General features: G+C 60.3%; 10 protein-coding genes. 8 read left to right on the top strand and 2 right to left on the bottom strand.

All coding sequences use genetic code 11. The features are described 5' to 3' along the window. Positions 1-94: 94 nt before the first annotated feature. On the bottom strand, positions 95-1,411 hold the full coding sequence (xylA, locus tag ABDX87_RS23635; RefSeq protein WP_346830046.1) for a xylose isomerase: 1,317 nt from the start codon (positions 1,409-1,411) through the stop codon (positions 95-97). Positions 1,412-1,582: 171 nt separating this feature from the next. Between xylA and ABDX87_RS23640 the strand changes: the two genes are divergently transcribed. Further along, complete coding sequence (locus ABDX87_RS23640) at positions 1,583-2,761, top strand: XylR family transcriptional regulator (RefSeq protein WP_074749434.1); 1,179 nt, start codon at positions 1,583-1,585, stop codon at positions 2,759-2,761. 68 nt (positions 2,762-2,829) lie between these two features. After that, entirely contained in the window at positions 2,830-3,756 is a 927-nt protein-coding gene (locus ABDX87_RS23645) for a Gfo/Idh/MocA family protein (protein WP_346830047.1), read from the top strand. 969 nt (positions 3,757-4,725) lie between these two features. Here ABDX87_RS23645 and ABDX87_RS23650 read toward each other — a convergent pair. Next, positions 4,726-5,679, bottom strand: a complete 954-nt coding sequence (locus ABDX87_RS23650; RefSeq protein WP_346830048.1) for an alpha/beta hydrolase — start codon at positions 5,677-5,679, stop codon at positions 4,726-4,728. A 591-nt stretch (positions 5,680-6,270) separates the two neighbouring features. Here ABDX87_RS23650 and ABDX87_RS23655 point away from each other — a divergent pair. The 6 genes from ABDX87_RS23655 to ABDX87_RS23680 all read left to right on the top strand — a co-directional run bounded on the left by ABDX87_RS23655 (position 6,271) and on the right by ABDX87_RS23680 (position 11,731). Then, a complete protein-coding gene (locus ABDX87_RS23655) occupies positions 6,271-6,504 on the top strand; it encodes a hypothetical protein (RefSeq protein WP_346830049.1) in 234 nt (77 codons plus the stop codon). 9 nt (positions 6,505-6,513) lie between these two features. Further along, positions 6,514-6,945 carry an amidohydrolase family protein gene (locus ABDX87_RS23660; protein ID WP_346830050.1) on the top strand — a complete coding sequence of 144 codons (432 nt, stop codon included), beginning with the start codon at positions 6,514-6,516 and terminating at the stop codon, positions 6,943-6,945. Between the two features lie 50 nt (positions 6,946-6,995). Further along, a complete protein-coding gene (nudK, locus tag ABDX87_RS23665; protein ID WP_346830051.1) occupies positions 6,996-7,574 on the top strand; it encodes a GDP-mannose pyrophosphatase NudK in 579 nt (192 codons plus the stop codon). A 367-nt stretch (positions 7,575-7,941) separates the two neighbouring features. Continuing rightward, positions 7,942-8,493 carry a sigma-70 family RNA polymerase sigma factor gene (locus ABDX87_RS23670; RefSeq protein ID WP_346830052.1) on the top strand — a complete coding sequence of 184 codons (552 nt, stop codon included), beginning with the start codon at positions 7,942-7,944 and terminating at the stop codon, positions 8,491-8,493. Between the two features lie 50 nt (positions 8,494-8,543). Continuing rightward, on the top strand, positions 8,544-10,238 hold the full coding sequence (locus ABDX87_RS23675) for a multidrug ABC transporter permease/ATP-binding protein (protein WP_346830053.1): 1,695 nt from the start codon (positions 8,544-8,546) through the stop codon (positions 10,236-10,238). 164 nt (positions 10,239-10,402) lie between these two features. Beyond that, positions 10,403-11,731, top strand: coding sequence for a lysine N(6)-hydroxylase/L-ornithine N(5)-oxygenase family protein (locus ABDX87_RS23680; protein ID WP_346830054.1), 1,329 nt, complete (start codon positions 10,403-10,405; stop codon positions 11,729-11,731). Positions 11,732-11,874: the final 143 nt, after the last annotated feature.

Below are 11,874 nucleotides of genomic sequence, written 5' to 3' on the forward strand. Positions count from 1 at the left end.
TGTCGCGAGAATGTAACCGCCGCGTGCGGGGTGTCAGACGACTCCGCGGCAGTTGAAAGCCGTGTTCGCGGGCAAGGGCGCTCCTACCTACTCGTTATCGGTAGATGAATCTGTTCACCACGCCTTCGAGCATCTCCTGACGGCCACTGACCGCCTGTGGGTTGAGTTCATGGTCGAACGCATGTTGGGCGAGCGACTCCAGGCTGAAATCCCCGGACAGGACGGCGCGGCCAAAGGGTTGATCCCAACCGGCGTAGCGGGTGTCCTTGAACTGCTGGAGCAGGTCGTTTTCGATCATGGCTGCCGCGCGCTCAAGCGCCAGGGCGAGCACATCCATCGCTGCGACATGGCCGTAGAACAGGTCGACTTCATCGAGGCTCTGACGGCGCACCTTGGAATCGAAATTGAAGCCGCCGTTCTTGAAGCCGCCGGCCTTGAGGATCTCGTAGGTCGCCAGGGTCATCTCTTCAACACTGTTAGGGAACTGGTCAGTGTCCCAGCCGTTCTGCGGGTCGCCCCGGTTGGCGTCGATGCTACCGAATATGCCCAGCGAAGCTGCCGTGGCGATTTCGTGATGGAAACTGTGGCCCGCGAGGGTCGCGTGGTTCGCTTCGATGTTGACCTTGATCTCCTTCTCCAGGCCGTACTGCTGCAGAAAGCCGAACACAGTGGCGCTGTCGTAATCGTATTGGTGTTTGGTCGGTTCCTGCGGCTTGGGTTCGATCAGCAAGTCGCCCTTGAAGCCGATTTTGTGCTTGTGCTCGACCACCATGCGCATGAAGCGCCCCAGTTGTTCGCGCTCGCGCTTGAGGTCGGTATTGAGCAGCGTCTCGTAACCTTCACGACCGCCCCACAGCACGTAGTTGGAGCCTTTCAAGCGCTGCGTGGCGTTCATGGCGCTGAACACCTGAGTGGCGGCGTAGGCGAAGACTTCCGGGTCCGGGTTGCTCGCAGCGCCCGCAGCAAAGCGCGGGTTGCTGAAGCAGTTGGCCGTGCCCCACAGCAACTGGATGCCACTGCTTTCCTGATGACGTTCAAGCTCGTCGACCATGTGCGCGAAGTTGTGGCGGTATTCCTTGAGGCTGGCACCTTCAGGCGCGACGTCGGTGTCGTGGAAACTGTAGTAATCGATGCCCAGTTTGGAGAAGAACTCGAACGCGGCTTCGGCCTTGAAGCGCGCAAGCTCCATGGCGTCGCCCGGCTTGATCCAGGGACGCTTGAAGGTGCCGACGCCGAACATGTCGGCGCCTGGCCAGACGAAGGTGTGCCAGTAGCAGGCCGCCATGCGCAGGTGCTCGCGCATCGGCTTGCCGAGGATGATTTTGTCGGCGTTGTAATGGCGGAAGGCAAGGGGGGAATCGCTGTCGGGACCTTCGTAGCGAATCCTGTCGATCTCGGGGAAGCAGGGCATCGGTCATTTCCTTGTTGTTCTGGTTGATCGGCGACTGTCCCGATACTAACAACGGGCCCGGCCCTCAAAATTATGAAAATCACCAACTCGGTGTTCGATTTTGAGTATTGAGATTCGCTGCGTGCAGGCCTAGTCTGTGCCGACCTGTTTCACAGGCTCGGGGGAAAAACAATGAAAACCGTCCCGCCCGTTCACCGTATTGCCCTGCTGTTCAACGGCGGCAAGATCTACGATCGCGGCATCATCACTGGCATCGGCAATTACCTGAGCAGCACGCGCGCATCCTGGGATCTGTTCCTTGAGGAGGATTTTCTCTGCCGTTTGAAAGGCATCGAGCGCTGGCAAGGCGACGGGATCATTGCTGACTTCGACGATCCGCTGATTGGCGAGGCGCTGGCCGGAAGCAAGTTGCCCGTGGTCGCGGTCGGCGGCTCGTACGAAGACGAACGCGCCTACCCGAAGCACATTCCTTACGTGGCGACCGACAACTTTGCGCTGATCAAACTGGCGTATGAGCATCTGATCGAGGCCGGTCTGACGCGTTTTGCCTGTTTCAGTCTGCCGGAAGCCCAGAGCAATCGCTGGGCGCAGGAGCGGGAAAAGGCGTTCCGCCGCCTGCTGCAACGCGACGGTTTGCGCGGCGAGGTCTATCGAGGCCTGAGCACCAGCGCGCCGCTCTGGGACAGCGCCGTGGAACAGCAGATCGCCTGGTTGCAGAGTCTGCCCAAACCCATCGGCATCATTGCCGTCAGCGACGCGCGCGCCCGTCAGTTGCTGCAGGCCTGTCTGACTGCGGGAATCGCGGTGCCGGAGCAGGTGGCGCTGATCGGCATCGACAACGACCCGCTGACCCGCACCTTGACTCGTGTGCCGCTGAGTTCTGTGATTCAGGGCACGCAAAGCATGGGCCGCACGGCGGCGGCCTTGCTGCACCAGATGCTGCACGGCATGCCCTCCACGACGAGTCAGATCCTGGTGCCGCCGGAGGCCATCAATGTGCAAGCCTCCAGCCTGCATCAACCGTTGGGCAACCCATACGTCATGCAGGCGTTGCACTTCATTCGTCAGTACGCCTGCCAGGGCATCAAGACCGCGCAGGTCGCGGGGTATGTCGGGATCTCGCGCTCTTCACTGGAATCGCACTTTCGCAAAGCGCGCGGTTGCAGCGTGCATGACGAAATCCTTCGCTTCAAACTGGCTGCGGCGGCTTCGCGACTGGAAAAAACCGATTCGGCCATCGCCGACATTGCGCAGCATTGCGGCTTCAAATCCGCGCAATACCTGCATACCGTGTTTCGCCGAGAATTCGGTTGCACGCCGCGCGAGTATCAACAGGATGTCGCGCATTGATTTGCTTTTGAGGCACGACCTGCGAGGCGTGCCTAACCATAACAACGACAACATCACAGGAGTCATCGATGCATCCGATTCGTTTAGGGCTGGTGGGTTACGGCAAGATCGCGCAAGACCAGCACGTGCCGGCGATCCGCGCCAACCCGCAGTTCGAGCTGGTGGCCGTCGCCACCCTGGGTCAGCCTTGCCCCGGCGTCGACAACTTCAGCTCGCTCGCCGACCTGCTTGCGCACGGTCCGCAGGTGGACGCGATTGCTTTCTGCACACCGCCGCAAGGCCGTTTTGCGCTGGTTCAGCAGGCCCTCGACGCGGGCAAGCATGTGCTGGTGGAAAAGCCGCCGTGCTCGACCCTCGGCGAAGCGATGTCGCTGATCGATGAAGTGAAACAGGCGGGCGTCAGTGGCTTGTTCGCCTGGCACTCCCGTTTCGCGCCGGGTGTGGCAAACGCGAAAGAGTGGCTGAAGGGTAAAGCCCTGACGCAGGTGCGGGTCGAGTGGAAAGAACAGGTGCGCAAATGGCACCCCGGTCAGGCGTGGATCTGGCAAGCGGGTGGTTTGGGGGTGTTCGACCCGGGCATCAACGCGCTGTCGATCGTCACCGATCTGCTCCCGGGTTCGCTGTTCGTCACGTCTGCCGCGTTGAGCGTGCCGGACAACTGCCAGTCACCGATCAACGCGAACCTGAGCATCCGGAGCCAGGGCCAGGTGGAAGTTCTGGCCGAGTTCGATTTCGACCACAGCGACAACGAACTGTGGCGCATCGAGCTGCACAGCGACGAAGGCATGATGCGTCTGGATTCGGGCGGTGCTCAGGTCAGCATCGATGGCGTGCCGCAGAGCGTGTCGGAGGAGGGGGAATACCCGGCGATGTACCGGCATTTCGCGCAATTGATCGCCGACCGGCAGAGCGACCTGGACCTGCAGCCTTTGCGCATCGTGGCGGACAGTTTTTTTGTCGGCAGCAAAGAGACGGTGGCGGCGTTTCATGAGTAAAGCGGTGCGCTGAGGCCGTGCATAAGCAGTGGGGATTGGTTGTTGGCTCCCGAATGCGGTGGGCCAGCGACATTGAGGGTGAATGAGATTCTGCAGACGCTCCGTGGGCCCGCGCCGAACGGACATCCATGTCCTTACGACGCTCTCGCGGCATCCATGCCGCTCGACCCACTGCGCGCCACCTCCGTTCAGCCTGCACCCAAGTCGCGTTTTGTGGTGTCTGGACTGCTGCGGTATGAAGATCAAGATCAAAAGCGAAGCGCGACCTGCGCTTTGGTAGGTTCGCCGCATAACTGCCGGTCAAACATAAAACCTGTAGGAGTTAGCTTGCTGACGAGTGCGGTGTGTCATTCACCCTTGGTGTATCTGATCCACCGCATTCGCGGCCGTCGTAACCTCCGACTGCTCCCACAGGTCCGCGGTCAGCCTGTTGTTGGGCGCATCGTTGATTCATGATCGTTCTCCATGCGCTGCGTGGGAATGCCCGTCAGGATGCTCTGCGTCCGGACCGGGGCGGAGCGTCAATCGCTGCGTGACCCGTAGACGGGCCAACGCCTCGACCTGGGGGCTCGATTAAACCCTGTGGGAGCGAGCTTGCTCGCGAATGCAGTCATTCAGAGACATAAACGGTGAATGACACACCGCATTCGCGGCCGTCGTAACCTCCGACTGCTCCCACAGGTCCGCGGTCAGCCTGTTGTTGGGCGCATCGTTTCCCACGCGTTGCGTGGAAATGTCCGTGTGCGGACCGAGGAGCAGCGTCAATCGCTGCGTGACCTGTAGACGGGCCAACGCCTCGACCTGGGGCTCGATTAAACCCTGTGGGAGCGAGCTTGCTCGCGAATACAGTGGGTCAGATACATCCTTGGTGAATGATTCACCGCATTCGTCCGCAAGTTGACTCCCACAGGTCCGAGGTAGGTCACCTATTGGGTGATCAGCCGCGGCCCTAATGACCGTTTGAACCGATCAATTCAATACGAAGTCATTTTTGTTCAACAGTGTCCGGTTCGGTATCGAGTTGCGATCAATGCTGCCTTTCAAGGTGTACGCCAGATCGTCGTACCAGTTGCTGTCTTCCAGGTACCAGGAGTGCGAGACCAGGCCGTCGATGACCTTGAGCGTCCGTTTGGGCACGGCCAGGTAGCGGGGGCCGCAGTCGACATCCAGCGCCTTGTCGTCGGCGGGGGTGTCCACCGGCATGCCGACACGGCCGACCCGCGAGCTGGTGTCGAGGTTCTTGGCGTTGGAGACGGCCAGCGCTTCATCGTAGCCGCTGAAGTAGTTGGTCAATCGCCCGCAGTGGGCGAACGTCGGAATCATGTCCGAGTTGCCCAGCGCAAAGCACGCCGAGGAAATATCGGCTGCAAACAGCACCATCTGCCCGATTCGCCAGTCGTTGGCCAGTCCTGAGTCGCGCATCTTGTCCACCGAACGAAAGGCCTCGCGCACGACGAATGCGCCCATGGAGTGCGCCATGACATGTACGTTGATCGGGCAGTCGGGCTGGGAATACATCATGAAAGGGACAATGCCGCGCTTGACCAGTTGCGCCGCCGAATCCTGTGCCTTGCTGCGGTCCGCCAGGTACAGCAGTGTTTTGCTTTCCGACGGCCAGTCGAAGCCGACGACCATGCACGGGTAATTTCGGGCCCTCAGTTCCTTTTCAATCAAGCGTTGACGGGTCAGCGCTTCCCTCGAGGTCGTGTTATAGCCGTGCACGAAGAAGATCACGTCCAATGCTTGTCCGGCAGGATCGGCCTGCTGGAGGATCGCGGCCATCCATTGTTTGGCGGAGTTGATGTTGTGGCTTGGCAGAGGGTCGCTGTCGCTGGCAGGCACTTGCAGGTAGGAAGCCGGGCCGACGTCCTGGCCGAACGTGCCATTGGCTTTGCTGCGGGTGCTGAGAATGAAGCTGTCCATAAAGGGGTGTCCTAGCTGTTCAGGTGTCGGGAAACGATTCTGAGCAGTGGCCCGGACACCAGGCGTACAGGGAGGACGAGGCAGCTAAATGCCCATAGCGTCACGGACGGCGATTGCTCGACAGCCCATGAGGTTTAGCTTTGGATACGTATCTTGTCCAACCCCTGCGATACAGAGGGAGACGAAGGACGGTCAGCAGAAGGAATGAAGCGCAGATTCAGGCGATAACGCCGGATCAGAACTGGCCAACGCCCGACAAGGCGATACAGAACGAAACGATCAGCATGAGCAGAATGGACATGTTGATGGACATTGGGGAAATCCTTGTTCGGGTAGTCAATGTCGGCATGATCCCAATCCGCGTTGGGAAAAAGAACGGCGTTCTTCAGTATGTTGGCTATCGACACAATCAATAGTCCGAAGCTTTGATCGCGTTGCGGGAGATGTGCTATGCGCAACGCTGGCCTCAAGCGTTGATCAGGGGTCCAATACCTTGCGGGTATCACTGCTGACCCAAATTCGATTAGTCATGCATCGCAGCCCGACCTACAGTCCGTCGCCAATAACAACAAATTTTGAATGGAATCGGGCATGACTGCAGTTGACCGATACCCCGGCCCCATCATTGACAGCCACATCCATCTCTTCGATGCCTCCCGCGCTGAGGGCATTCCCTGGCCCGAGCCCGGCCACCCGCTGCATGGGGTCGCGCTGGCGGCTGACTATTGGCCCCACGCTGAAAAACACGGCATCACGGGCGCCATCGTGGTGGAAGCCCGTCATTGGCGGCTCGACAATTTCTGGCTGCTCGAAACGGTGCGATGAAGCCCGCACATGCTGGGGTTTGTCGGCATCCTGTCGCCCTTCGACGCAGCGTTTCACGATGACCTGAGTCAGCTGGAACGCGAGCCGCTGTTCCTCGGTTTGCGTTACGGCAATTTGTGGCAGCGTGACCTTCTTGACGACCAGACCCGACCCGGCTTCATCGACGCCATGCAGCGTCTGGCGGCGACCGGTCGAACGCTGGACAGTCCCACCCCGGACCCGCGTCTTATCAAAGGGTTGATCAGGTTGACCGACGCCGTGCCGACGCTGCGGATCGTCGTCGATCACCTGCCGAGCGCTGCGGTGCCAGCCGGGCAATGGGCTGATTTCAAGCGTGACGTGATGACGCTGGGCGAGCGGCCCAATGTATTCGCCAAACTCGCGGAAAGCGGTGTGTCTGGTCTGCCGCATCACACGCTCGCCCGACAAGGCCGGGGCTGATAGGGTATTTGCGATTACCCGCCGCACCGAACCTGCCCACAAGGACCTCCATGCCCTCCACACCGATCCGCATCACCGACGAACACACCCTCTCGGACAACTGGTACGTGCTGAAGAAATACAGCTTCGACCTACAGCGCCGCGACGGCAGTTGGCAGTCGCAGACCCGTGAGGTGTACGACCGGGGCAACGGGGCAACCATCCTGCTGTACAACCTGGAGCGCCGTACCGTCGTGCTCACGCGGCAGTTTCGAATGCCGGCGTTCGTCAATGGCCACAGCGGTTACCTGATCGAGGCCGCGGCCGGTTTGCTCGATAACGCAAGCCCGGAAGAGCGTATCCGGATGGAGGCCGAGGAGGAGACCGGGTACGTGGTCCACTCAGTAAAAAAAATCTTCGACGCGTTCATGAGTCCCGGTTCGGTCACCGAGCGCATTCACTTCTTTATCGGTGAATATCAACCCGCCGACCGTGTCAGCGATGGGGGTGGCCTGGAGGAGGAGGGCGAGGACATCGAGGTGCTGGAACTGAGTTTCGACACCGCCATCGCCATGGTGGAAACCGGCGAGATCGCAGATGGCAAGACCATCATGTTGCTGCAGTACCTGGAGCTGCGTTTGATGCGATAACCCCTGCGTTGAGCGGGGCATCACGGGGCCTTCGAATCGGACCCGGCATGCGAAGCACGTCACACGCCGCGTGGACGACCATCCGCGGCGGCGACTTATTTTTTTTGCCGAGGATCGTGCTCGCCAGGTCCCCACGTCCACTTGGGCCAGACATTGCGTCATTCCATTTAAATCCATTAAATCAGCGGGCTACAGCCCGCTGGCTATCAGTTAGCCGCTATCTGACGCCGCCACAAACGACCCCTCCGATATACCGAAAGTTTCACCAATCGGTAAAATTTCTTACATTGCAATGAGAATTGTTTGCGTTATCCTTCGCGTTCTTTCGTAACCAGGGATGTCAAACAAGATGGATTTTCATCCTGCAATGAGCCAGCCAACCCCGCTTCGCTCCACCTGTGTGAACGGGTCTTGCGTATCGATTGATCCTCGTCTGGATGCGCTGATGGGCACCTACAACACCCATCGGGAAGGGCTGCTGCGTCTGGCGGCAAAATTCCTGGGCTGTCGCGCCCGCGCCGAGGATGTGGTGCAGGACGCTTTCGTGAAAATGCTCGAAAGCGATCTGGCGTCCACCGAACCGGCGCGCTACATGTTTCGGGTGGTGCGTAACCTCGCCATCGACCGCCTGCGTCGCCAACGGCTTGAGCGCAGCCATGGCACCGAGATCGAACACGACGATCAGCCACGTTTCGAGGTCTCGCCCGAGCGTGTGTTGGCTGGACGCGAGTCCCTCAGCCAACTGGTCGGTGCCCTCAACGAACTGCCCAAGCGCATGCGCATCGTGTTCAACCTCAGCCAGATTCAGGGCTACACCCAGCGCGACGTTGCCAAGGTCATCGGCACGTCTCCGACGATGGTCAACTTCCTCCTGCGCGACACCCTGTCTCACTGCCGTGCGCGGCTGGGCGAGATCTAGGCGTCGTCGATTCACCCTTATGTTTCTGCTTCCACTGCCCGGAGTCATCCATGAAATTAGTTCGTCTGGTCTTCCAGCAATACCGCTGGCCACTCGCGATGGTCCTGCTGCTGAGCATCAGCAGCGGCCTGTTGAGCGTGGGCGTGATTGCCTTCGTCAACCAGCGCATGATCAGCACACACGACGGTCTGGGCACCGCGTTGTGGCAGTTCGGCCTGATGCTGGTGGTGCTGCTGGCGCTGGCGTCAGGTGCATCGCTGTCGCTGACGGCTCTGGGTCATCGCTTCGTCTACGGCCTGCGCCGGGTGATGGTCAAACGCCTGCTGGACACCCACATCGAACGCATCGAGTCCATCGGCGGCGCGAAAATTTTCGCCAGCCTGTCGAGCGACATTCGTGCCGTGACCATGGCGTTCGTGCAGTTGCCTGACTTGATTTATGGCAGCGTGCTCAGCGTCGCGTCGTTCAGTTATCTGGCGTGGCTGTCGCCGTCGCTGTTCATCACCACGCTGTGCTGGATGGCCTTCACGCTGGGCGTCGGCTGGTTGCTGGTGGGCAAACTCAACGCGCACATCCGCGCATTGCGTGAGTCGGAGGACAAGCTCTACCAGAGCTATCAGGCCGTGATCGACGGGCGCAAGGAACTGACGCTCAACCGCGACCGCGCCCGTCGTCTGTACGAAGAAACCTTCGACGTGGCAGCGCAGCGTTATCGCGAACACTTCACGCTCGCCGACCGGTATCACGGGCTGGCCAGCAACTGGGCGAACATCATGGTACTGGGCACCATCGGCCTGGCGTTCTACCTTGCCAACGGCCTGGGCTGGGCACCGACCGAAGTGGCGGCCACTTACGCGCTGACGGTGCTGTTCATGCGCACACCGCTGGTGCTGGCGGTGGCGGCGATTCCGGCGCAGATCTCAGGGCGCGTGGCCCTGGACAAGGTCGAATCGCTGGCGCTCGCCGAGCATCACGACAGTTTCCAGGTCGTCCCCAGCCACATCGTCGGCCATTGGCAGACCCTGGAATTGCGCGACGTTGAATACCACTATCCGGCGCAGGGTGATGAACCCGGTTTCGATGTCGGCCCGGTCAACCTGACCCTGCGCCGTGGTGAAACCGTGTTTCTGATGGGCGGCAACGGCAGCGGAAAATCCAGCCTCGCGCGCCTGCTCAGCGGGTTATACCGACCTTCGGCCGGCTCGATCCTGATCGACGGCCAGGTCATCGGCTCGGGCGACTGGCTGGCTTATCGTCACCTGTTCGCCAGCGTGTTCACCGATTTCCATCTGTTTTCGCAATTGCTGGGCAACGACGGCCAGGACGCCGAGGCTGTGCACATCGACCATTGGCTCGATCAGCTGCACATGAAGCACAAGGTGCAGATCGGCGATGGTCATCTGCTCGACACGCGTTTCTCCCAAGGTCAACGCAAACGCCTGGCGCTGCTGCTGGCGTTGCTTGAGCAGCGCGACATCCTGCTGCTGGACGAGTGGGCCGCCGACCAGGACCCGCTGTTTCGCCGGTTTTTCTACCGCGAGTTGCTACCGATGTTCAAGAACGCCGGCATCACCGTGTTCGCCATCAGCCACGATGACCAGTACTTCGACCTCGCCGACAGGCTGGTGAAGATGGAGTCCGGTCAGCTCAGCGAATTACAGGGTGATCGTCGCGACAACGCCAGCCGTGATGCGGTGGAAGAGATTGGCGGCGCTTACACAATGAAAACCGTCAAGGCTTTGTAAGTTTTTCATCGGCAAAGACTAAACAGCCGGAAGGCTCAGGCGTCTTTGTAATGATAATCACTCTTACTCATTCTTGATGCCCCGTGAGCGGTCCCAAGCCTGTGTGGCAACGCCTCCACACCCGCTTGGAACTCACGGCGCATCGCTCCTAACGAGAGGGAAGCATGGAACTCGTCTACGACTACATCGGCATTGGTTTCGGCCCGTCGAACCTGGCGCTGGCCATCGCCACCCAGGAGCATGCCTTGCGCAACGGTCTGGCGCCCCAGGTGTGTTTCCTCGAAAAGAAACCGGCTTTCAACTGGCATGAAGGCATGCTGATCGACGGGTCGACCATGCAGATTTCCTTCCTTAAGGATCTGGTCACGCTGCGCAATCCCGCCAGCCGTTTCACCTTCGTCAATTACCTGAAGGAACGCGGCCGTCTGCAGGATTTCATCAACCTCAAGACGTTCTTCCCCACCCGCGAGGAGTACACCGATTACCTGAGCTGGGCCGCTTCGCACTTTAACGAACAGGCGCACTACGGTGAGGAAGTGATTTCGGTCGAACCGCATTTCCAGGACGGCCGTTTCGTCGCGGTGGACGTGCTGTCCCGTGGGGCGGGCGGGGGTGTTTCCCGTCGCCGTGCGCGCAATCTGGTGTTCGGGATTGGCGGCATTCCGCAGGCACCTGAGGCCTTCGACGGCATCGACGACCCCCGCGTTCTGCACTCGGCGGGGTATCGGGGCGGCATCGAACGCCTGCTGACCAACCGCCCGGGCCCCGTGCGTGTCGCGGTGGTCGGCGGCGGTCAGAGCGCAGCGGAAATCTTCGAAGACCTCGCCAGCCGGTTCGATAACGTGGAAGCCAGCCTGGTCATTCGCGGCAGTGCGTTGAAGCCGTCCGATGACAGCCCGTTCGTCAACCAGATCTTCAACCCATCGTTCACCGACACGATCTTCAATCACAGCGAAGAGCGTCGCGGCGCATTGTTCAACGAGTTCCGCAACACCAACTACTCGGTGGTCGACACCGACCTGATCGAGACCATTTTCCAGCGCATGTACCAGCAGAAAGTGCGCGGCGAGCAGCGTCACCAGTTGCTGACCAACCGGGAAGTCGCTCACGCCGAAGTCGGCTCGGGCGGCATCGAACTGTTCCTGCGCGATGCACCCCATGACCAGATGCACAGCGAAACCTTCGACATCGTCGTGCTGGCCACCGGTTACCGCCGCGACTATCACCTGGAACTGCTGGCTGGCGTACAGCCTTACATTCAAGGGGCAAACGTCGATCGCCACTATCGCCTGCCGCTGAGTGCGGGGAGCGAGGCGGGCATCTTCCTGCAGGGCTGCTGCGAGGACAGCCATGGCCTGAGCGACACGCTGCTGTCGGTGCTCGCCGTGCGTTCGCAGGAAGTGGTGGAGTCCATCTTCGCCGAGTACGAACAGCCCTGTTCAAACCGACCGGCGCAGAGCCATGAGCGTGTGGCGCTAAAACTGGCGCGTTGATTCACATGCGCTAAGCCGGACCTGCACGCCCACGCGTCGCACCGGTGGCCGTTCGCGGCCACCCAACCTTTCTCACAACGTTGCGGATGAGGCCGATTTGGCCGTCCGTGGGTTGAGCCTTGCCGAAACAAATAGGTGAAAGC

It is taken from the genome of Pseudomonas abietaniphila (assembly GCF_039697315.1).
In the GTDB taxonomy this organism is placed as follows: Bacteria; Pseudomonadota; Gammaproteobacteria; order Pseudomonadales; family Pseudomonadaceae; genus Aquipseudomonas; species Aquipseudomonas abietaniphila_B.